Here is a 21,815-nt window from a genome sequence, read left to right as displayed (position 1 = left end):
GATGCCGAGCGCGCCGTCGGCCCCGCCCTGCGGGAGCCGGTCGTGTGGCGTGCCCGGCCGCCCAAGGGGATCCTGTAGGCCACACCGCCCATGCGGCCGAACCCCGCGCCCGGCCCGGTTGGAGGCACCAGGATGGCCGTCGGAGCTCGCGGGGCCCCGGACCGCTCCGAAAGCTTCGGGGAGGGAGTGCTCGGGCTGCTCCTGGACCGGGCGCACGAGCTGCCACCGCACCTGGTCGCACCGCTGGCACGGCTGGGCGGCCGCGATGCCCAGATCATGCTCCAGGACTACGGGCAGCAGAACCTGGTCCCCCTGCCCGGTACGGCAGCGGGGACCGGGGGTCCGCAGCCCATCGACGGGTCGGATGCCGGCCGGTGCTTCCTGGAGTCGCGCCCCGTGGAAGTGCCGGCGCCCGGCGGCGTTCGGGTCCACCTGCCCCTGCTGGACGGTGGCGACCAGGTGGGGGTCCTCTCCGTCACCCTGGACGGGACCGGCCGCGACGAGCACCGCATCCTGCGCCGGATCGCGGGCCTCACGGCCGACATGATGCAGACCAAGAACGGCTACACCGACCTCTTCTTCCGGACCCGTCGCAGCGAACCGATGAGCGTGGCCGCGGAGATCCAGTGGTCCCTGCTGCCCCCGCTGTCGATGGTGATGCCTCGCGTCGCGGTCGCAGGGGTCCTGGAGCCCGCCTACGCCGTGGCAGGTGACAGCTTCGACTACGCCCTCAACGGCGACGTCCTGCACCTCGCCATGATCGACGCCATGGGGCACGGCCTGGACGCGGCCACCATGGCCACGGTGGCCATCGGCGCGTACCGCCACGCCCGCCGGATCAGCATCGAGCTGTCCGAGATCTACCTCTTCATGGACCGCGCCATCGCCGAGCAGTTCGACCCGGACCACTTCGTGACCGCCCAGATGATGCGACTGGACACGGACACCGGCCGCCTCCAGTGGGTCAACGCGGGACACCCCGCGCCCATGCTGGTCCGCGCACACCGCGTCGTACGCCGCCTGGAGAGCCCCACGACCCTCCCCGTCGGCTTCGGCGGGGACCAGCCCCAGGTCAGCGCGGTGACACTGGAGCCGGGCGACCGCGTCCTCTGCTTCACCGACGGCCTCATCGAGGAACACGCCAATGGGCAGGAGCAGTTCGGCGAGGAACAGCTGATCGACTGGGTGAACCGGCTGGAAGAGGCCGACCACGGGATCCGCACCGTGGCCCGGGAGCTGTCCCACACCCTCAAACGGGCGCGCGGCGAAACCACCTCGGACGACGCCACGCTCGTCCTGTTCGAATGGCGGGGCTGACAGAGGCCCCGTGCCACAACGTGCCAGTAGCAGCGGTGAACGGCGGTCGACAGCAGACACGAAAAGGCGGCCGCGAGCCCTGGACCCCAGAGGCATTTCCGCAGGTCAGGGGCTATCGGGCCGATCAAGCGCCGGGTGATTCCCAAGCTTATAGCGCGGGTTCGATTCCCGTCATCCGCTCCACGACAAAGCCCCAGGTCAACGGCCTGGGGCTTGTTTGTTGTCCAGACCTTCCGGCGTCCGAGCTGCCCTTCGCGTGCCATAGCGGCCCTCACCGTGCATCAGGTTGGGCCCAGACCCGTACGCAGCAGGTCCAGGAAGACGGTGGCGGCGGGGCTGGAGGGGCCGTCCGTCCGCCAGGCCACGGCGACCCGGCCGCGTAGCCGCGGCTCGGTGATCTCCAGCGTCCGCAGCCCGAGGGCCGACGCCGCACCGGCGGGGAGGGCCGGAAGCACCGCCACGCCGAGACCGCGGGCGGCGAGCTGTGCAAGGAACGGCGGAGCGGCCGCCTCGAAGGCAATGCGGGGCCGGAACCCCGCCTGCACGCACGCGCGGTCGAGCACTCCACGGATACCTGTGCCACGCGGCAGGCTGATCAGCGGGCGATCGCGGAGCTCGGTCAACGGAATGCTCGTGCGGTCCGGGGGCATGAGGGCGGGGTCGTCCGGGGTGACGGCTGCGACCAGGGGTTCGTCGACCAGGACTTGGATGGAGATGCCTGGCGGGGGCTCCTCGTCCGCGAGTCCGATCACGGCGATGTCGAGTTCCCCTCGGTGCAGTGCGGTGAGCATCCGCTCCGAGGTGTCCTCGGTCAGGGCGATCTCCACCTGGGGGTGGTCCTCGTGGAATCCGGCCAGGACGGCCGCCAGGCCGAACTCGTGGGCCGCCGCTGCCGCGCCCGAGACGAGACCGAGGTTGACGTGCCCGCGCAGCAACCCGGTGAACTCGTCCGCGGTCTGCCGAACCGCTTCGACGGCGGTGAGCGCGGCCCGCGCGTACGGCAGTACGGCCTCGCCCACTTCCGTCAGGGTCACCGACCGGCCGGAGCGGTCGAGCAGCGGGTGCCCGAGTTCCTTTTCGAGCTGGCGGACTTGGGCACTCACCCCCGGCTGAGCCAGGTGCAGACGGGCGGCGGCGCGGGTGAAGTTGGCTTCCTCCGCGACCGTGACAAAGTACCGCAACTGCCGGATGTCCATAACTGATCATGCTAGTTGCGAGACATTCAAACTCTTGGACTTATGGCGGGCCTGCCGAGAGCCTTGAGGCCATGGGGAACACGACTCGCACGACTCACCGCAGACCAGCCGCGGACATCAGAGCCGCGATCGCTGCCGAACGCCGCGAGCTGGCCGCCATGCTGGATGGTCTGCCGGCCGCGCAGTGGGACGCGCCGACCCTGTGCGGAGGGTGGCGGGTACGGGAAGTCGCGGCCCACATGACGATGGGGTTCCGATACTCCATCCCCAGGATGGCGTGGGAACTGATCAGGTCGCGAGGCAACCTCCATCGGATGACCGACCGTTGCGCCCACCAGGACGCGGCTGCCCATTCGACGCGTGAGCTCGCCGCATTGCTCGCTGACAACGCGGACCACCCTTGGAGGCCGCCGGTCGGCGGGATCGAAGGGGCCTTGGGCCACGACGTGATCCACGGCCTGGACGTCACGGTCGCGCTGGGCCTCGGCCGCCGGGTTCCCGAGGATCGCGTGCGCATCCTCCTGGAGGGCGTCAGCCCCAGGACCCTCAAGTTCTTCGGAGCCGACCTGGCCGGCATCGAACTCCGCGCCGACGACCTCGACTGGTCCTTCGGCACCGGAACGCCTCTGTACGGCGCCGCACAGGATCTCCTCCTGGTCGCATACGGCCGACGGCTCCCCGCAGGGCACCTCCGCGGCGAACTGGGCGTCCGCTTCCTTGCTGCGGAAGCGTGACGGCGGCACGCCTGACCGTCGCCCGTCCTCCTGCCTGTGACGCACCACAGGCCTGGCACCGCCCCGCCTCGACCACTCAGAGCCGTCGACCGGACCAAGCCACACAAGCACCCGTCTCCTCTTGATCCAGTGCGCCCGCCCGGTAGGCATTGGCGAGGGCGGTGACGTGCTGGCGGGACCAGCCGACGCGGCGACCAACCGCCGCCTTCTGCCCGTAGCGGTCAGCGGAGCCGATGCGACCCGCCGTGTGGTTGAGGTGAGCCTGCGCCCGCGCCAGGGCCTGCTCGGCCCGCCGGACGGCCTTGAGGGCCTCGTCCAGCTCGGTCTTCTCGTCTACGGTCAGGGGGTCGCTCGTCGCTCGCACACCCCGAGCATAAACCGTCACCTTGACCTGACGCTATGAGACCCTCTGGAAATGCACCCGAGCCGAGGGACGACGTCTCCTGAAGACGACGGGGCGACCGCTGATCTGTGAGGCACGGCCGCCCGACACCAAGGACCTCTTCTCGCCCGGCAGGAAGCGCGTGAAGTCGGCGGCCGTGCCACAACGTGCCAGTAGAGGCGGTGAACAGCGGTCAACAAGGGGTTCACCGAGACAGCCGGACCAGGTCCATCAGTTGACGTTTCCGCAGCTCAGATGCCATGCACAAGGCCAAATGCCGGGTGATTCCCAAGCTTACGGCGCGGGTTCGCTTCCCATCATCCGCTCTTCTTACGAAGCCCCAGGTCAACGGCCTGGGGCTTCGTCGTTGTTCGGGCATCTCGGATGCATGCCACGTGCGTGTTGAAGCCGTGGTGACGGCATTCCAGTTCTCGCCTCGGTGGCGCAGTGCGCGGCCCTGTGGCACCGAGTGGCGCTGCTTCTCCTACGCGATACGGTCTCGCCGCCGGGCGACGAAGGCGGCCAGGATCGATCGGACTACAAGCGGCCCGGCGACCCAGTGGGTCACATGCGCCACCCGGCCCGGCTCCCCCGCCCGCCATCAGGGGCACCGTCTCGACGGCGAGCTCACCGGTCCTGGAGTGCCGGGGCGGCGTGGCGGCCCCGGCCCCGAAGCTCACGTCGGCGCACGAACCACCAGACCGCGGGCAGCGGAACGAGCCAGGCGACCATCTGAAGCGGGACGCTGGTGAGGTCCCCCACGACCAGGGCAGGCGCAGCGCACAGCATCGCGCCGAACGCCGCCTTGCCATGGACCACGAGGAGCCGGGGCAGCCCGCGTTCTCCGTAGCGGCGGGCCCTGGTGAGCACCCGCCCTCCGGCGTAGGCGGTGAACACGCCGGCCGTCAGCAGGACCGTACCCACCGCGGTCGCGAGCTGCGGCTCACCCACCGGGCTGTCGGCCGTCTCCTGGAGCCGGCCGTCCTTGGCCACCGCGACCACGTAGTCCTGCCACAGCGTGACGGTCACGACATCACCAGGCCGCAGGTCCTTGAGCAAGGGGCCGGGCGCACCCATGTCGACGTCGCCCGAGACCTCGCGCGGGCCCCTGAGGCGTACCGAGAACTCGTCGTACTTGATCTCGTCCTTGATCACGGTGCTCACGACCGTCGCCGTCACCTCACGGAGACAGTCGTCGGCCGCGCCTGCGGCTGCGGGACACGGAGACGCAGCGGCATGGGCCCGTTCGTCGTCGATCAGCTCCGGTACCACGCCCAGGAGAACCGCCCCCGACAGCAGGGTCATCGCGAGACCCCAAAGAGCTGCGCACGCACCCCATGCGCGATGCCAGACCGTACGCCGACGTACGGAACCCTCAGCCGCCGGCAGAGCGAGACGCGGTGAACCGTCAGGCATGCGACCTCCGCGCCCGAACCGCTCGTGCCTGTGCGATCACCGTGAGGACGGGGACGGCCGCCGAAGCCCCCTGCCCGGTGGCGAGCGGATCCGCCATGCCTCGGTCCGTCACCGGCCGCAGGTCGCGACGCCGCCAGAACCAGTGCGCCAGAACCGTCATCACCGCGAAGGCGACCGGCGAGAACGGTTCATCGACGCAGGACAGCAGTACCCCGCCCAGGCCACACACCGCCCAGCACCCCGCGCGCACCCAGCCCGCCTCACGCCACGTGCCCCTTCGGCGACCCGTCATCGTCCCGGCCCCCCCTCCGTCGTCCCTTCGAGCCGGCCGGAAACCGGCCACCGCCTGTCACCACGCGGTCGTGCTCCATGGGGAAGCCGCCAGAAGACGACGAGGTAGAGCACGGGGCCGGCGGCACGGCAGAAGCCGACCGCCCAGGGCTCCGGCAGTCCCGTCAGGCCGTACACACCACTGCTCCCCATGCCGATCCCCAGGAGCACCAAGCCCGCCACCCGGGAGCGCACGGCCCACCGCGGGCCACGAGCCATCCACGCGGGAGCCCGATCGGGGTGACGCCGCCACTCCCAGGCGGTCCACGCCACCAGCGGCCCGAAGAGCAACAGAGCGACATCGCCGAACGCGTCCCACAGCCAGTCCATACTCCCCTCCCTGGTTACGCCTGGCTCCGAACCGCATGCCACGGGGGAGCACCTTGTCGCCTTGCCCAGCTCTCAGGAAGGGGCCCGGCGCCTCCAGCAGGGAAGCCGCAGCCGGCATGAGTGCCGCGCGAGTCGGCGAAGGAGCAGACAAGCCCGACTTGCTCGTCCGCGACCTCGCCTCGGCGCAGGACCGAGCATGCCACCCCACACCGGGGAACACATGGCCGGGTTCCGGCAGCATCGGCGCACGTAGGCAGACGGCTCGGCCCCTGATGCGGCCCTCTGCCGCCTGGTGAGGGCCGCCCTCAACTCCGGAGTCCGCTGTACGGCGCCATCAACCTCGGCACAGCCGCCCACACGGCCGCACGGTGCCCGGAAGGGGGTCACGCCTCCGCTGAGCCCTGACCGGAGCCGTGCCGCAACGTGCCAGCAGGAACGGTGAACAGCAGTCGTCAGAGGCTTCGGCGAGTCGACCGCCGCGAGGCCGCCGATGACCGCTCTCAGGTCAGACGGTGCGCGCCCGCCCGAATACCGGGTGATTCCCAAGCTTGTAGCGCGGGTTCGGTTCTCGTCGTCCGCTCCCCTGCGATGCCCCGGGTCGAAGCCTCGGGGCAGGTGTTCACGGCCTGGCGGGCGTCGAGGAATCAGCGCGCGACGACGGCCAGCGCCGCGATCCCGTCAAGCACCTCGGCGGCGGTGGGGGCGGTGGTGGGGTCGCTGAGGCACTGGAACATCACACCGGAGACGAGCGCCAACTGGACTGCGCCGAGGGTACGGACGGAGGCTTCCTGTACCTCCTCCTCGGGGACGCCGTCGAGGATGGCCGCCATGCCGCGCCGTCCCTGAGCGGTGCCCTCGGCCAGCGCCGCCTTCAAAGCGGGCTGCCGCTGGGCCTGCATGAAGAGCTCCACCGAGGCCAGCCAGAGGTCGGGGTGCGCGCCGAAGTCCTCGATCAGGCTCTCCCAGATGCGCTCGAAGTGGGCCCGGGCGGAGCCGTCTCCATCGGGCACCAGGGCCCGGCCCATCGCGTCACCCCACTCGTCGAGGATCTCGAACAGGGCCTGGTTGAGCAGCGCTTCCCGGGAGCCGTAGTGGTAGCCGACGGCGGCCGTGCTCACGCCGGCGGCGGTGGCGATGTCACGCACGGAGGTGCGGTCGTACCCCTTCTCCCGCAGGCATGCCTTGGCGCTGATCAGCAGCGCTTCACGGTTTCCCACGCCCGGAGCCTAGCGGGGAGATGGCACGCACGTCTCATACGATCGAGTTATACAAACGTATTGCACGCTCGTTTGATTCTGTCGTAGCGTTCGGAGCATGAGACACGTCAAGAACGTTTCCAAGGGGTTCGCCGCCGCCCTGACGCTCAGCCTGGGCCTGAGCCTCGGGGTCGGCGCCGGACCGGCCGCCGCGTCAGGGGAGGCGGCGGGCCGCGCCGGCGGCACGGTCGTCGAAACCACCGGAGGCGCCGTGCGCGGCACCGCCGACTCCGAGGGCGTGCGCAGCTTCCAGGGAATCCCCTACGCCGCCCCGCCGGTGGGCGAGCTCCGCTGGGCCTCGCCGCGGCCCGCCGCGCCCTGGACCGGAGTCCGCGCGGCGACCGCGCCGGGCCCTCCCTGTCCGCAGCCGCAGGGGCTGCCCATAGGGAAACCCGGCGAGAACGAGGACTGCCTGTACCTGAACGTCACCACGCCGACCCAGCGGACCGGCAAGCAGCCGGTGATCGTGTGGATCCACGGCGGCAGCCTGATGTTCGGCAGCGGCGACATCTACGGCCCCGCGCGGCTGGCCGCCGAGGGCGCGGTCGTGGTCTCGGTCAACTACCGGCTCGGTGTGATGGGCTTCCTGTCCGACCCGGTACTGAAGACCTCCGGCGGTCTCGGCCTGGAGGACCAGCAGGCCGCACTGCGGTGGGTCCGTGCGAACGCGGGCGCCTTCGGCGGCGACCCCGCCCATGTGACGGTCATGGGCGAGTCCGGCGGCGGCTACAGCGTCTGCGGCCACCTTGCTTCGCCGAAGTCGGCCGGGCTCTTCGACCGCGCCGTCATCCAGAGCGCACCCTGCGCCACGGGCGGCTCCCGCACCCGGCAGGAGGCCGAGGACGAGGCGAAGGCCACCCTCGCGAACCTCCGGACGTCGGGGGCGTGCGGGAAGGAGGAGGACGCGGAGGCGTGCCTGCGCCGCACGGATGCGGCCACGCTCATGAAGGCGTACGGGACCTGGAACGAGCCGCGTCCCATAGCGGGAACGGAGTTGATGCCGCTCGCCCCCGCCGAGGCGCTGCGCACCGGGAGGTTCAACCGCGTCCCCGTGCTCCTCGGGGTCAACCACGACGAGGAGCGCGGCAGGATCCTCGGCCAGGAGCTGCGGGACGGGCCCCTGCCGGCCGACGGCTACGAACCCGCGATCCGTGCGGAGTTCGGCGCTCGGGCGGACGCGGTCCTGGCCCGGTACCCGCTGAGCCGTTTCGGCTCGGCCGGCGAGGCCCTGGCGACCGTACGGACCGACCACGGCTGGTCCGTACCGACGCTGGACACCGCCAAGCTGCTGTCCCGGTGGACGCCGACCCACATGTTCGAGTTCAGCGAGCGCGACACCCCGCGGTGGGCGGGCATCGAGCCCCTCAGCTTCGAGCCGCGCGCCCAGCACATGGCCGAACTGCCCTACCTCTTCGACTTCACCATCCCCCTGTTCGAGGAGCTGACGAAGAAGCAGCAGGCCCTCGGCAGGCGAATGACAAACACCTGGGTGACGTTCGCCGCTTCCGGGAAGACGGACTGGCCGGGCTTCCGCTCCTGCGGCTACGTCCAGGCGCTGGCCTCGGGGCCCTGGAAGCGCGCGGAGTTCACGAAGGACCACGACTACACGTTCTGGAAGAACCTCGACTGACGTCGATGGCTCGTGCCACAACGTGCCGGTCGGGACGGGTGCCGGCAGGCGGTCCGGCGGCCACCGTCCCATGGCCCCGGCTCGCCCCGTGGCCTTGCGCGCCTGACCGCTCCGGGCCCGGGCCCGGGCAGCCTTGGCGCGTGATCGAGGGATGCAACCGCATTCCGGTCACGGCCGACGACGGCGTACGGCGCGCACTCCGGCGGCCCGCACAGCCGCCCTCCCCTCCGCGCGAACCGTGCTCACGTCCGGCACGCATTACCGGTCGTAATCCCCAACGCAACCGGCCTGAACTCTTCCCATCTGGGAATATGCACCGGAATCGTTCTGGGCTACACCAGCATGGACCCGGCGGGCGGAGGCGACGCCTGGGTGAGCACCGACGGCCAGGCGGCCGACACCGCCTTCGCCGACTCGTTCGGGCCCATCGTGCTCCGCAATGTGGGAGCCGCGATGCTGATGTTCTCCGGAGTGCTGACAGCGGGGTCCACCGTCGTGGCCCTCGGTCTGATGGCGGCGTACATCGGTGCCACCTTCGGATCGGCGGCCCATGCCGTGGGATTCCAGGAAGCGCTGGGCTCCATCGTCCTCTACGCGCCCCTCATCGGCCGGGGGCGGCTCATCGCCGACCTGCCGCTGACCGAGTTCATCCACTCCTTCGAGCTCGATGCCGTCCTCACGCGCACCGCCGACGCGGACGGGCTGGCCCGGGCCATGGCGGAGGCGGGCGGCACGGTGCTGGAGCGGGAGGCCGAACTCGTCGTCGTACGCGGGCTGTCCCAGCGCCGCATCGCCGAGATCGCTCTGGATCACCGCATCCTCGTGTACGAGCTGATCGCCCGTACCTCCACGCTGGAGGCCGCGTATCTGCGCGCCTCGGCAGAACAGACCGACTACGACGCCGGGCAGGTCGTCGGGGACATGGTGACGGCATGACGACAGCTCTCGCTTACGAGTGGTGGCGGCTGAGGACCCTGCGCAGCACCTGGTGGACGGCCGCCGCCACGCTGGTCGTCACCGCCCTGCTGGCCCTGGCCTTCGGCAGCCTGATCAAGGACATGTCAGCGGATCAAGGGCATCCGGTACCGGTCTCCGAGCTCCTCGTGATCATGCTGACGAAGTCTCCGCTGACACCGGTGATCGCCGGAACGCTCGGGGTCTTCGCCATGGGCCACGAGTACCGGTACGGCACGATCCGCACAACGCTCGCCCTGACTCCGCGCCGCACGGTGGCCTTCGGCGCCAAAGCCGCGTCGATCGCCGCCTTCAGCGGGCTGCTGGCTCTGGCCAACCTTGCCGCGGCGTGGGCCGTAGCCGTGCCACTGCTGGCGGGCGACTCCATGGACGGGGTCTCCGCAGCGCTCCTGGTGCGCGTCCATGTCGGCCAGGTGCTGCTGATCGTGGGCTGGGGCCTGGCGGGCGTCGCGCTGGGCGCGCTCATCCGTTCCCAGACGGCGGCCCTGCTCACCCTGTTGGCCGTCCCCTTCGTGGTGGAGCCGATGCTCCGCGCGGTTCTGACGAACTCCGGCCAACCGGTGCTGGAACGTGCCGGCGCATTCCTGCCCTTCACCGCGGGCGGCGCCATGACCAGCGCCGCGGACACCAGCACCACCCTGCTGGACAGCAGCGCCCAACTGGGCCCGTTCGTGGGCGGAATGGTGTTCCTCGCCTTGATCGCGGCGAAGACAGCGGCAGCGGTGACGGCATTCCAACGGCGCGACGCCTGAGATCGTCCGACCCGGAAGGGTCTCGTCCCGACGCTACCGGGACGAGACCCTTCCTCACGATACGGCGGCCCCGTTCTCGCCAGCGACCCGGCCACCACCCACTTCGCCGGCGCCACGCGACCGCGGAGCAGGGGGCGCCTGGTCCGGTGCACTCAGCCGGTCGACCGCGAGCTCGCCAGAGCGCGACCCCCGAGGGCGGTCGCGATCAGCCCCACCAGCAGGCCGCCGGGAGGTCCGGCGTCGGCACCGAGGACGCCGGCAGCACGAAGGCGGGCACGCGGCAGCCCGCATCCGCTCGCGTCACCACTCGGTGATGAGCGGCGCGTCCGGTTCGTGCTGCCGCCAGGCTGCGGTGAGGCGGACGAGCCGGGAGGGCGCGGCGATGCCGCGCACCGTTGCGATCCTGCCGCCCGTGATGTCGAACGTGACGGCACCGACGACCTTGTCTCCGGGCACGAAGAGGATGGCGGGGGCCCCGTTGACGAGCGCGTAGTGGACGGCGGAGACCCCTCCGGCAAGCCGCTGTTTCGCGGGTGTCGAGGTGAAGCCGGCCCGCGCGATGGCGGCGATGCGCTGCGGAGTGTCGTACCGCATCAGCTTCTCGGTCAGGCCCGCGCCGTCGGAGATCGCGGTCGCGTCATCGGTGAGCAGCGCCACCAGCTGTTCGGTACGGCCCGAGGAAGCGGCGGCGAGGAACTCCTCGACGATCCTGCGGGCGGATGCCGGGTCGAGTTCGCCTCCGCCGCGGCGCGCGGTGGTGATGCGGTGCCGGGCGCGGTGGAGGTGCTGCTGGCTTGCGGACTCGGTGATGTCGAGGATCTCGGCGATCTCGGCGTGGCGGTAGGAGAACGCCTCCCGCAGGAGGTAGACGGCCCGCTCGTGCGGTGAGAGGCGCTCCATGAGGGTCAGCATGGCCAGGGAGACCGACTCGCGCTGCTCGAAGGTGTCGGCCGGGCCGAGCATCGGGTCGCCGTCCAGGAGGGGTTCGGGCAGCCAGGCGCCGACGGTGCGTTCGCGGCGGGCCTGTGCCGAGCGGAGCCGGTCGAGGCACAGGTTGGTGGCGACCTTGGTCAGCCATGCTTCCGGCACCCTGATGAGCTGCCGGTCGGCGGCCTGCCAGTGCAGGAACGTATCCTGCACGGCGTCCTCGGCGTCGGCGGCCGAGCCCAGCAGCCGGTACGCCAGCGAGGCCAGCCGATTGCGGCTGGCCTCGAACCGACTGGTGTCGAAGCGGTCGATGGCGGCGCTGTCCACGCGAATCAGCCTAGTTACCGACCACCCGGCTGCGCGACCGCGTTCTCGGCCGGGGCATCCGGCCCGGCGGCCAGACGACGCCGGCGCGGGCGCAGCCCGCCGGTCAGACACAGCGCGACACCGAATCCGAGCCAGGCCGTGAGCACGAGGACGCAGTGGGCGGAGCCGCGACCGTCGAAGAAGGCCGTGGAGCGCAGCAGTTGGCCACCCGCCCCGGGCGGGAGCAGTTGGCCGAGCGCGCCGGACCGGCCGGGCAGCATCTCGGGAGCGGTCGGGGTACCCGACAGGGGATTGCCGATGAGCATCATGGTGGCGGCTCCGAGGCCGAAGCCCGCGAACCCGAGCAGGGCCCCCAGCCCGATGATGCTCAGCGATGTGGCCGCCATGGTCAGGGCGATCGCCGCGGTGTTGGCGGCGTAGGAGCCGCCCAGCGAGCCGAGCCAGAACTGCAGGATCGCTGCCACGGCCAGGCCGCCGGTGATCGCGAAGGAGACCGCCCCGACGGCCTGGCGGGCAGTGCCGCGGACGAGCCTGGTCAGCAGCAGTGCGGCGAGGAGACTGCCCATGACCAGGGGCAGGGCTCCGGCGGCCAGGCCGGCACCGCGCGGGTCGCCGGACGGCATGGGGACGAGGTCGCGGACGGGGGGCGTCTTGGGGGCGCCCTGAGCCTGCGCCTGGCCGAGCCCCGCCGCGACGCCCTGCAGGGTCTGGGCGAGCGCCGTGCTGGCGGCAGAGGCCGTGATGACGTGCGGGGTGCCGGAGGTGGCATCGATCGCGCCGTACACCTCCCGGTCGCGGATCAACCGTTCGGCGGCCGCGGTGTCGGCGACCTCTCGGATCGCGAAGCCGTCCGGCAGGCGTCGGTCCAGGGAGGTGCTGAGCTGCTCGACCGCCGCGGCCGGTCCGGCGACGGCTATCGGCACGTCGTGCGCGTGCGACCGTACCGACGGCCAGGCGAAGGTGGTGAGCAGCACACTGACGATCGCCGTGAGCAGGACGACTGTTCTGGCCACGGTCGGCCAGGACGACGGCCGTGTGTCGGCCGCGCGGGGGACGGGACTACCCATGCTTCCTCCTCGTACAGACAGTCTTCTTCGCGTGGTGACGGGGCCGCGGCCGCCCGGCCCGGTGCCGGGATGCCGAGGCCGAACGCCACCACGCCCGGAAGCCACACGGACGGAGTGATCCGCCGTCGGCCTCGAACCCGCCGGTGTCGAAGCGAACGGCGGGGCTGTCGAGGGCGGCTACGCGGCTGCCTTCTCGGTGGACTTGTCCGGTACGGCTGCCAGGTGACGCTTGTGCTTGGGCAGGCCGAAGGTCGGGTGCGAGGTGGTCCACAGCGACATCCTGAGGATGCCCGCCTTGATCCGCGCGGCCTTCCGGCCGCCCAGGTACTTCGGCTTCGCCTGCGCTTCGCCGTCGACCATCTGCAGGATCCCGTCCCGCCGCCCGAGGCTGATGTGGTTGCCGTGGTACTCCAGCTTGACGTTCGGAATCTTGCGGCCGGTCAGCCGCCCCACGATCGCGACCGTGGCCTGCATGCCGGTGTAGCCGGCCGAGGCGCAGGACATCGGCAGCGGCCGACCGTTGTCGCCGAGGGCGTAGGCGCTGTCGCCGACGGCGTACACGTGCGGGTGCGACACCGAGCGCATGGTGCGGTCGACGACGACCCGGCCGTCCTCGGTGACGTCGAGGCCGGCCTCGGCGGCGATGAGGCCGACCGCGAACCCGGCCGTCCACACGGTCGCGTCGGACGCCAGCGTGCTGCCGTCGGCGCACAGCACCCACTTCGCCTCGACGGCGCGGACGTCGGTGTGCTCCAGGACGGTGATGCCCAGTCGGTCGCAGGCCTGCCGCAGGTGGCCGCGGGCCCCGGCGGAGAGCGCGGCTCCCAGCTCTCCACGGGCAACCAGCGCCACCGACAGCCCGGGCCTGGATTCGGCGATCTCGGTGGCGGTCTCGATGCCGGTCAGCCCGTCGCCGATGACCACCACCCTCCCGCCTTCGTCCCGCCTGCCCGGGCTGTCCAGGCTGTCCAGGCGTTCGCGCAGGCGCAACGCCGCCGGACGGCTGGTGACGTGGAAGGCGTGCTCGGCCACACCGGGGACGCCGTGGTCGGCGACGTGGCTGCCCAGCGCGTAGACGAGCGTGTCGTAGCCGACCTCACCGCCCCCGTCGGCGTCGGCCACGGCGACGACCCGGCGCTCCGGGTCGATGCCGGTGATCCGGGCCGGGCGCAGGCGTATCCCCGTACCCGCGAACACGTCGGCGAGCTGCGGGGCCTCGATCTGCTGGCCGGCCGCGAGCTGGTGCAGCCGCAGCCGCTGGACGAAGTCCGGCTCGGCGTTGACCACGGTGATCTCGGTGTCCGCCGGGGACAGCCGACGGGCCAGGGTCCCGGCGACGTAGGCCCCTGCGTAGCCGGCTCCGAGGACGGCGATGCGGTGCTTCATGTGCTGCTCCTGTCGGTCGGTTTCGCGTGCTGTCGCCGGCTTGAGCGGAACAGCACCCGGATTGCTGACAGGAATCGCATGTGACGTGAGTCACAGATCGACGGAGGTGCCGCCCTGCGCCTCGACCGCGGCCGGACGGAGGCTGCCAGGCGGTCGCGAACCCGCCCCGCGGCGACGGCCGTCCGAGGGGGAGAAGCACCCCGCGGACGGTCGGCCGTGACGCCGGGACTGCTGCCCGGACCTCACGGACCCGGATCGTCAGGACGCTGCGAACCGGTACGTGAGGTGGGTGACCCGCGGTGAGTCGACCACCCCGGCGGGTTCGAGGCCGAGGGCCGCCGACATCCCGTCGAAGAGCCGGACGCCCGCGCCGAGGACGAGGGGTGCGAGATGGATCTGGAGTTCGTCCAGGAGTCCGGCGTCGATGAACTGCCGTACGGTGTCGGCACCGCCGGAGATCTGGACGTCCTTGCCCCCCGCGGCCCTGCGAGCCCGCTCCAGCGCGCTGCCGATCCCTTCCGTCACGAAGGTGAAGGTGGTGCCGCCCTGCCGCACCCACGGTTCCCGCGGGGTGTGGGTGAGGACGAAGACGGGGGCGCGGAAGGGCGGCGGGTCGGACCAGCCGACCTCCCCTTCGGCGAACATCCGCCGGCCCATGATGTAGGCGCCGGCCCGGTCGAAGTTCGCCCGGACGATGGCGTCGTCCTGATCGGTCTGCCCGCCCTCGGCGTTCTGCCGGGCCCGCCAGCTCTCCACGCCGAAGACCCATTCGTGGATGCGCATTCCGCCGTCCCCGAGCGGGTTGTCGGGGCCGGAGCCGGGACCGGCGATGAAGCCGTCCAGGGACATGCCCAGGCTGGCGAAGACCTTGCTCACGCCTGCTCCCCGAAGCTGAAGAAGCCGGTCAGGACCGGGGCGAGGTGCTTGGGGTCGATGGCATGCTCCTCGCCGGGGAAGACCCGGAGGGTGAAGTTGTCCTTGAGCGCGGCGAGTTCCCGCGCGCCGGTGAGCATGTGCGGCGGGCCGGCGTCGCCGCTGCCGACGAGAACGGGAACCGTCACGGACTGCCAGCGGTCGGCGGGCAGGGGACGGCCGGACATGGTCTCGCCCATGATCCGGCCGTCGTGCGGCAGGGTCCGGGCGTTGGCCTCCATGCCGGGCCAGAACGGGGCCTGCCGCATGCCGGCGACGGCCTCGGCGGGCACACCCGCGGCCGCGGTCAGGAAGTACGCCGCCGCATCGCCGTACGCCCCCTGTTCCAGCAGCTCCTCCAGCCGGGCGATGTAGTCGGCGGGCAGCGGCGGACGACTGTCGTCGGTGATGAAGGGCGGCTCGTACAGGGCCAGCCGGGTCACGGCGCTGCCCCGGGCGGCGGCCTCCAGCGCCAGTACGGCGCCGGAGGACATGCCGAAGAGCATGGCCTCGCCGCCGGCGTGCCCGATCAGCGCGTCCAGATCCTCTACCTCCCGCTGCACGTCGTACGCCGGGCCGTCGCCGCTGTCGCCGCGCCCGCGGCGGTCGTACGTGATCACCGTGAAGTGCTCGGCGAGGAGACCGGCGAGCTCCGCCGACTCGTGCCGCGTCATGAACGCGCCCCCGACGAGCACCACTGCAGGACCCGAACCCTGCTGCTCGAACGCGATGGCCGTGCCATCGGCCGAGGTGACCTTGCCCATGTGAACCCCCATGCGTAGGCGGCACGGCCGGAGGGCCGCGCCGTTTGGAACTAGACGGTACAGTACCGAAACGAGTACTGGTCAGTCCAGTACTCTTCGGGGGCGGGGATACGGAGTGGAGAGGGAGTCGAAGATGGACGGCCGTTCGGCACGCAAGCACCAGGCGATCCTGGATGCCGCAACCACCGTGTTCCTGGACAAGGGGTACTCGGGGACGAGCATGGACGACATCGCGAAACTGGCGGCGGTCTCCAAGCAGACCGTCTACAAGCACTTCGCGGACAAGGAAAAGCTCTTCGCCGAGATCGTCATGGCCACCACCGACCGCATCGACGGCATGATCGACCTCGTGGCCGACGTACCCGCCGACGCCGAAACCCTGGACGAGAACCTGACCCGCCTCGCCCGCCGATTCCTGACGACCCTCACCCAGCCCGGGGTCATCCAGCTGCGTCGGCTGATCATCGCCAACGCCGACACCTTCCCCGCGCTGGGAGCCGCCTGGTACGAGCACGGGTTCGAGCGGGTCCTGGCCACCCTGGCGGCCGCCTTCGAGCGCCTGACCGGCCAGGGGGCGCTCAGGACCGACGACCCCGTGCTGGCCGCCCACCACTTCGCCGGACTGCTGCTGTGGATCCCCGTGAACCAGGCCATGTTCCACGGTGGCGCCCGGCACACGGAGGCCGACCTCGACCTCTACGCGACGGCCGGCGTCCGCACCTTCCTCGCCGCGTACCGGGCGCCGGGCCCGGCGCAGCCCGTGGGCGACGGCGGACCGGCCTGACGGCCGGGGCACTTCGGCCCCTCGTGGCCTCCGGGCGCCGGGCCGGGCGGCATGTGTGAGACTCCTCTCAACGATCACTCGGGGGGGGGATGGCGTTGAACGCGCTGTTGAAGAGGGTGTGGATCGGGCTGGCTGTGGCCCTGATCGGGAGTCTGGCCGCCGCGGCCTTTCCGGACCTCATCCGGAGGGACGACACCGGGCGCATCCGCCTGGGGGCGCCCGCGCCGTCGCCGTCCGCGTCGGCGCCCACGCCGGAGTCCACGTCGCCGCCCCTGCCACGGGACGCCGTGGACGAGGCGATTCAGACCGCGATCGGCGCGGCGGGCCTCGACCCCGCGCAGGGCCGGCCGCTCGGCCCGACCGGCGCCGACTCGGACAGGACCGGCTGGACGGCCGTCCGCGAACGGACCTCCGCGGTGTCGGAGATGAACGCGATCTGCGCCGACCTGGAACGGCAGGGCTGGACGCCGAACCCGAACGGCGACCGCCCCGACCTGTCCCGCAGCTACCGGCGCGGGAGCTGGTCCCTGCTGGTGAGCACGCGCGGGAAGACCCTGGCGCCGTCCACCACCTCCGCCCTGACCGACTCGCAGACGTACCTGACCGTGGTCGGGTTCCGGCTCAACCTGTCCGACATCCCCCTCCCCGAGATCACGGTCCGCCTCGGCTGACCCGCACGGAGAAGCCCGCGCCGCCCTCGCGGGACCCCGCCCCGGCGCCCGGGGCCGGCCAGGGCGGGGTCCCGCCGGCACTCCCCCGGCCACGGACCATCGTGCGGCGGGGCGCGATGCGGGAGCGGCGGACGGGACGCGGCGGGACGCGGCGGTGCGCGGTGAGCAGGTCGGTCATGGCGGGGCCTTCCGCGCTTCGTCGTGGTCACCCGTATGACCGACGACGAGGAGGGCGGTCATCGCCCCCGTCCCTGCGCAGGCCGGGAGGGCTTCCGCGGCCCGTTCGGGCCTGCCAGGACCCGGAGGAGCATGATCGCCCTGCGGCAGGGTGCGCGCGGGCCCGGCCCTCGCCTCCGGGCGGGCAGGGCGCCGGCGGGCCGCCTGCCGAGCCGGTCCGGCGCATCATGGACGGGGAGGCGGTGCGCCGCACGGGCGCATCATCGTCGACGCGCGGAACAGCCACGTTCCCGTCGGTTCCGCGCCCGTACCGGTGTGCCGGTGAGCGGAGATCAGCACCATGTCAGCTGCCGACCGGGAGGCCGTTCCCGAGGGCGTTCGGCCGTCTGCCGCCCCAGGCGGCGCGGCGTCGTACGGGAGGCCGATGAGCCAGGCGATCCGCGACGCGCTCGTCGAGCTGGACGCCGTCACCGGCATCGTCTACCTGCTGGACCGGGGCCGTCGCCGACTGCGGGCCACCCTGATCGGCGGCTCCCCTCCGGTGATCTTCACCATGCCCGAGCAGATCCCGGTCGACGCTCCCTACGCCTCGGCGAGGGCGTGGCGGACCGGCACGGTCGTGGTCATCGGAGAGCCCGAGACAAGGCCCGACGACCCGGGGCTCGCGCGGCTGGTCCCCTTCCCCTATTCGGTGATGTCCACCCCGCTGTCGGGCGGCGGCCACCGGTTCGGCGCCCTGACCGTCGTGCGGCTCCCCACTCGTGACGGCACCCTGAGCATTCCGCAGCGCCGCAAGCTCCGCGCCATCGGCGACCGGCTGGCCGCCCGTCTGACGGCGGGCACGGCAGGCGGCGGTCCGCCGGACCCCCCGGATCGCCCGGTGGTCTTCTCCGTCGATTCCGTTCCGCCGCCGAGCGACGGCGAGCCGTCGGGCGGCTGGGGACTGCCCGGGATCCCCGGTTCGTACGAGACCACCCTCATGTACCAGCTGCACAAGCTGTCCGAAGCGCTCAACAAGGCCGCGGACATGGATGCCGTGGCCGACGTGGCCCGGACCGGCATCATGGCGCCCTATCGGGCCGGGTCCCTCGTCATCACCGGGTTCGGAGGCGGACGGCTCTGGGTCACGGCTCACCACGGCACCGCCGCCGGCTCCCTCCGCTCGGTCCACGGAGCCTCCGCCGAGGCGCCGTCCCCCTACGCGGACACGCTGCGCGGCAGGGACCTTCGGCTCTTCTCCGACCGCGCCGAACTCCTCGCCGCCTATCCCGACGCGCCCGACGACGGCTGCCGCGCCTGGGCCTTCCTTCCCCTGCGCGCAGGCGACACCCCGGTGGGGGTGTGCGCCCTCGGCTTCCCGGCCGAGCGCCACTTCACGCCGGAGGAACAGGCGACGGCGATGATGATGGCGAGCCTGCTCGCCCAAGCCCTGGAGCGCGTCCGGCTCGGGGAGAAGAAGCACGCCATCGCCGAGAGCGTCCAGAAATGGCTGCTCCCGCGCATCCTGGGCGACCTGCCGGACATCGTCACGACCGCGCGATACCTGCCGGCCGCCTCGGCCTCCGGGATCGGCGGCGACTGGTACGACGTCATCGCCCTGCCGGACAGCCGGATCTGCCTGATCGTCGGCGACGTCGAGGGCCACAAGGTGGAGAGCGCGATGCTGATGGGACAGCTGCGCAGCGCGATGCTCGCCTACGCCCGCGAGGAGCACGGCCCGGCAGCGGTGCTCAGCCGGACCGGGGACCTGCTCGCCGCGCTGGAGACCGACCTGCTGGCGACATGCTGCCTCGTCCGGGTGGACGCCGCGCAGGGAACGGCCGAGGTCGCCTCGGCCGGCCATCCCCCACCGCTCCTGCGGCGTCCCGACGGCAGCCTCGACACCCCGGACGTACCCGTCGACGTGCCCTTGGGGGTCCACTCCGGCGTGGCGTACCGGAGCGTCGAATTCCTTCTCGAACCGGGCACTCTGCTCCTGCTCTACACCGACGGCCTCACCAGTGCCCGGGACGCCGACCTGATGCCCCGGGTCCGGGAACTGCTGGCGGCCGGGCCTCCCGCCACCGAACACAACCTGGAAGGCCTCGCGGACCGGCTGGTCGCCGCCCTGCCCGCGCCGCCGGAGCGCCGCGACGACATCGCCCTGCTCCTGGCACGCTACGAGGGCGCACTGTCGCGCCACCGGTACCGGTTCGCCCGCATGGAGGTCCGCCGGCACGACCTTCCAGGTGTCCGGGCCGCACGGAGGTTCGTCCGCGAGAGCCTGCACGACTGGGGCCACGGGGACGTCGCGGACGCGCTGGAGCTCATGGCCTCGGAGGTGGTGACCAATGCGCTGATCCATGCCGACAGCCATGTCGACCTGCGCCTGCGCGAGGGCCCGGACCACATCCGGCTGGAGGTGCGCGACTCCGACGTCACTCCGCCCGTCCCGTCGCCGGTCTCCGTGTCCGGCGAGGGGAACGCCCGGGCCGAGCACGGACGCGGCCTGCTCATCGTGGAGAGTCTGGCGAGCGCGTGGGGTACCTCGCCCAGTGGCCGCGGAAAGACCGTGTGGCTGGAACTGCCGATCTGAGCTGCTCCGCTGCGCCGCGGCCCCGCGGGTGGTCACCGGGCATCGACGCCGGGCACCTCCCGCTGGAGGGCGGCCCGGGTCTCCGGCCCGTACGAGCCGCGCGGATCTCCGGTGAGGCGGCGGCTGCTCTGGTAGGCGGCGACCGCGTCGGTCAGCCGCTGGTTGTAGGCGCCGTTCAGACGGCCTTCGTACAGGCCGAGCACCCGTAGCCGGTATTGCAGCTCGGCGACCTCGGGACCGCTCGCACCGCAGCACAGGTCGGGGGGCCGTCGGCTGGGCGACGGAGTCTCGGGCCGGCCGGCGGACGGGCACGGCGCTCCGGGAAGGTGCGGTGTGACGCACCGGGGGGCGGGGCCCTGCTGCGGGGTGGCCGCGGGTCTGGGCGGGGTGACGCCGGGGCGCCCGGACGGCTGCTTCGCGGCATCGGGGGGACCGGCGGCGCCCTCCGTGCCCTCGGCGGCCGGGGTCGCTGGACCGCCGGGGGACGGCGCGGTCGTGGGATCGACGGCGGGCAGCGGGACGGACGTCGGCTCCGACTCCACCCGTTGCGCGGTGGCGCGCGGATCCACCTGTGGGCCGCCGAGCACCGCCGCGCCGACCACCGCCGCCATCACGGCCATCACGGCCATCAGACCCACCGCCCCGGCCGACCGGCGCCTGCCGGCACGCCGGTGCGACGCCGGCCGCCTGCCACGGGTCCGGCGCGGCCCCGGCACGTCCCCGGGTGCGGCGGCCGCGCCGGTGAGGGGGCGCGGGCCGACCGGGGTCAGGATGAGGGTGTCGTCCCCGAGCGGGTGGGGACCGACCGGGGTCAGGATGAGGGTGTCGTCCCCGAGCGGGTACGGACCACCGGGGGCGGGGGGAGTCCCCTGCCCCGCTGAGGACGCGGAACCGGCCGGCGGGTGGAGCGCGGACACCGCCGCGCCGGGGTGCGGCGGGAGCGTGCCGGCGGCGCGGTGTTCCCGCGGCGGACCGTGCTCCGGCCGCAAGGACACGTACGGCTGCATGATCCCCAGCACGCGTCCCGGGGCGTCACCGTGCGCCCCGGCCGGATCCGGTTCGGTCCCGTGCCGGTCCTCGGCAGCGGCCGGGGGCCCGTGTTGCGCCGCGCCGACGTAGGGGCGCACCCAGGTGCGGGCGAACGGTTCGCGGTCGCCGGGCGCGGTCGCCCCGCTTCCGGGGCAGGGACAGTCCGTGCCCCGGGTCGCTCGGGTGGCGCCGCAGCGTGGGCAGGTCGACGGGGACACGTGCGTACATCCTCTTCTCGGAGGCCCTTCGGACGGGCCTCGCCGAACGTGCGGCCGTCGTTCTGGGCGGGCCGCACGGCGTGCCACCGGCCCGGAAGCCGGCCTGGGGCCGGATCCGGCTCCGCGCGGGGCGGCCCGGCACGGCCGGATCTAGGGGTCAGCGGCCGGTGCGCCGGTGGCGGCCGCCCCGCAGCAGGAAGAAGCAGAGGAGGAGCAGGGAGGAGGCGGCGACTGCCGTGCTCAGCACGGTGGCGGTGGCGCCGGCGTCGTCGGCGGCCGGGCGCGCGCCGTCCGCGCCGCGGGCGTCTGCGGTGCGGGCGTCTGCGGTGCGGGCGTCCGCGGCGCGCGATGTCCCGTCCTGCGGAGAGCCGGGCCCGCCGTGTCCCGCGCCGGCCCGGGTGAGGGATCCGGTGGCGGCGGACGCGGGTCCGGCCGACCCGCGCAGGACGCCGTTCTCCCGCACGCCGTCCGCGGAGGTCGGCAGGGCCACCGCACTCGTGCCCGCGAACAGCGTCGCCGACACGGCCACCGCTCCGGCAAGCCGATTCAGGCTGAGTCCCATGATGCTCCGCACTCCGTTGGACCGTTGCTCCTCACGAGCAGAGAGCGGCGCGTGCCGCCGGACCTCCCGGCGCTTTGCGGATTCTTTACCCGTGGGAG

General features: G+C 72.4%; 19 protein-coding genes. 8 read left to right on the top strand and 11 right to left on the bottom strand.

Features of this window, described 5'->3' with window-relative positions:
* The first annotated feature begins 132 nt into the window (after positions 1-132).
* A complete protein-coding gene (locus ACFW2G_RS19485) occupies positions 133-1,317 on the top strand; it encodes a PP2C family protein-serine/threonine phosphatase (protein ID WP_384583140.1) in 1,185 nt (394 codons plus the stop codon).
* 281 nt (positions 1,318-1,598) lie between these two features.
* Here the strand turns inward: ACFW2G_RS19485 and ACFW2G_RS19480 are convergent, their stop codons facing one another.
* Positions 1,599-2,513: a LysR family transcriptional regulator gene (locus tag ACFW2G_RS19480; RefSeq protein WP_384452506.1), complete on the bottom strand. Its 915-nt coding sequence runs from the start codon at positions 2,511-2,513 to the stop codon at positions 1,599-1,601.
* A 71-nt stretch (positions 2,514-2,584) separates the two neighbouring features.
* Here ACFW2G_RS19480 and ACFW2G_RS19475 point away from each other — a divergent pair, with 71 nt between their 5' ends.
* Entirely contained in the window at positions 2,585-3,247 is a 663-nt protein-coding gene (locus ACFW2G_RS19475; protein ID WP_384452509.1) for a maleylpyruvate isomerase family mycothiol-dependent enzyme, read from the top strand.
* Positions 3,248-3,323: 76 nt separating this feature from the next.
* Here ACFW2G_RS19475 and ACFW2G_RS19470 read toward each other — a convergent pair whose 3' ends face one another.
* The 3 genes from ACFW2G_RS19470 to ACFW2G_RS19460 all read right to left on the bottom strand — a co-directional run bounded on the left by ACFW2G_RS19470 (position 3,324) and on the right by ACFW2G_RS19460 (position 6,922).
* Complete coding sequence (locus tag ACFW2G_RS19470) at positions 3,324-3,611, bottom strand: hypothetical protein (protein WP_384452512.1); 288 nt, start codon at positions 3,609-3,611, stop codon at positions 3,324-3,326.
* A gap of 645 nt (positions 3,612-4,256) precedes the next feature.
* Complete coding sequence (locus ACFW2G_RS19465) at positions 4,257-4,793, bottom strand: hypothetical protein (protein ID WP_384583137.1); 537 nt, start codon at positions 4,791-4,793, stop codon at positions 4,257-4,259.
* A gap of 1,556 nt (positions 4,794-6,349) precedes the next feature.
* Positions 6,350-6,922, bottom strand: a complete 573-nt coding sequence (locus ACFW2G_RS19460) for a TetR/AcrR family transcriptional regulator (RefSeq protein ID WP_384452518.1) — start codon at positions 6,920-6,922, stop codon at positions 6,350-6,352.
* A 97-nt stretch (positions 6,923-7,019) separates the two neighbouring features.
* Between ACFW2G_RS19460 and ACFW2G_RS19455 the strand changes: the two genes are divergently transcribed.
* The 3 genes from ACFW2G_RS19455 to ACFW2G_RS19445 all read left to right on the top strand — a co-directional run bounded on the left by ACFW2G_RS19455 (position 7,020) and on the right by ACFW2G_RS19445 (position 10,318).
* Positions 7,020-8,591 carry a carboxylesterase/lipase family protein gene (locus tag ACFW2G_RS19455; RefSeq protein ID WP_384452521.1) on the top strand — a complete coding sequence of 524 codons (1,572 nt, stop codon included), beginning with the start codon at positions 7,020-7,022 and terminating at the stop codon, positions 8,589-8,591.
* Positions 8,592-8,963: 372 nt separating this feature from the next.
* Complete coding sequence (locus ACFW2G_RS19450) at positions 8,964-9,527, top strand: hypothetical protein (protein ID WP_384452524.1); 564 nt, start codon at positions 8,964-8,966, stop codon at positions 9,525-9,527.
* Positions 9,524-10,318: a hypothetical protein gene (locus ACFW2G_RS19445; RefSeq protein WP_384452527.1), complete on the top strand. Its 795-nt coding sequence runs from the start codon at positions 9,524-9,526 to the stop codon at positions 10,316-10,318. The genes ACFW2G_RS19450 and ACFW2G_RS19445 overlap by 4 nt, the downstream gene beginning before the upstream one ends.
* Before the next feature lie 300 nt (positions 10,319-10,618).
* Here the strand turns inward: ACFW2G_RS19445 and ACFW2G_RS19440 are convergent, their stop codons facing one another.
* From ACFW2G_RS19440 to ACFW2G_RS19420, 5 genes are all read right to left on the bottom strand, one after another.
* The gene (locus ACFW2G_RS19440) at positions 10,619-11,572 is read right to left on the bottom strand and encodes a sigma-70 family RNA polymerase sigma factor (RefSeq protein ID WP_384452530.1); all 954 of its coding nucleotides are present in this window, start codon (positions 11,570-11,572) and stop codon (positions 10,619-10,621) included.
* Between the two features lie 14 nt (positions 11,573-11,586).
* A complete protein-coding gene (locus tag ACFW2G_RS19435) occupies positions 11,587-12,639 on the bottom strand; it encodes an ABC transporter permease (RefSeq protein ID WP_384583134.1) in 1,053 nt (350 codons plus the stop codon).
* Between the two features lie 177 nt (positions 12,640-12,816).
* Positions 12,817-14,025, bottom strand: a complete 1,209-nt coding sequence (locus tag ACFW2G_RS19430; protein ID WP_384583132.1) for an NAD(P)/FAD-dependent oxidoreductase — start codon at positions 14,023-14,025, stop codon at positions 12,817-12,819.
* 258 nt (positions 14,026-14,283) lie between these two features.
* Positions 14,284-14,901 carry a dihydrofolate reductase family protein gene (locus tag ACFW2G_RS19425; protein WP_384452539.1) on the bottom strand — a complete coding sequence of 206 codons (618 nt, stop codon included), beginning with the start codon at positions 14,899-14,901 and terminating at the stop codon, positions 14,284-14,286.
* Positions 14,898-15,701: an alpha/beta fold hydrolase gene (locus ACFW2G_RS19420; protein ID WP_384452542.1), complete on the bottom strand. Its 804-nt coding sequence runs from the start codon at positions 15,699-15,701 to the stop codon at positions 14,898-14,900. Before ACFW2G_RS19420 ends, ACFW2G_RS19425 begins: the two co-directional genes overlap by 4 nt.
* A 133-nt stretch (positions 15,702-15,834) precedes the next feature.
* On the opposite strand from ACFW2G_RS19420, the gene ACFW2G_RS19415 reads away from it, so the two are divergent.
* The 3 genes from ACFW2G_RS19415 (at position 15,835) to ACFW2G_RS19405 (ending at position 19,908) form a co-directional block, all read left to right on the top strand.
* Positions 15,835-16,485 (top strand): TetR/AcrR family transcriptional regulator, encoded by a 651-nt coding sequence (locus ACFW2G_RS19415; protein WP_384583129.1) that lies wholly within the window; start codon positions 15,835-15,837, stop codon positions 16,483-16,485.
* A gap of 95 nt (positions 16,486-16,580) precedes the next feature.
* Complete coding sequence (locus ACFW2G_RS19410; RefSeq protein WP_384583127.1) at positions 16,581-17,156, top strand: hypothetical protein; 576 nt, start codon at positions 16,581-16,583, stop codon at positions 17,154-17,156.
* A 601-nt stretch (positions 17,157-17,757) separates the two neighbouring features.
* Entirely contained in the window at positions 17,758-19,908 is a 2,151-nt protein-coding gene (locus ACFW2G_RS19405; protein WP_384452550.1) for a SpoIIE family protein phosphatase, read from the top strand.
* A gap of 32 nt (positions 19,909-19,940) precedes the next feature.
* Here the strand turns inward: ACFW2G_RS19405 and ACFW2G_RS19400 are convergent, their stop codons facing one another.
* Positions 19,941-21,155 (bottom strand): peptidoglycan-binding protein, encoded by a 1,215-nt coding sequence (locus tag ACFW2G_RS19400; RefSeq protein WP_384583124.1) that lies wholly within the window; start codon positions 21,153-21,155, stop codon positions 19,941-19,943.
* Between the two features lie 157 nt (positions 21,156-21,312).
* Complete coding sequence (locus tag ACFW2G_RS19395; protein WP_384583120.1) at positions 21,313-21,717, bottom strand: hypothetical protein; 405 nt, start codon at positions 21,715-21,717, stop codon at positions 21,313-21,315.
* Positions 21,718-21,815 lie beyond the last annotated feature (98 nt).

Source organism: Streptomyces sp. NPDC058880, from assembly GCF_042742535.1.
Classification (GTDB): Bacteria; Actinomycetota; Actinomycetes; order Streptomycetales; family Streptomycetaceae; genus Streptomyces.
Note: the sequence above shows the minus strand (reverse complement) of the source record. Positions and strands in the feature narration are given on the sequence as shown.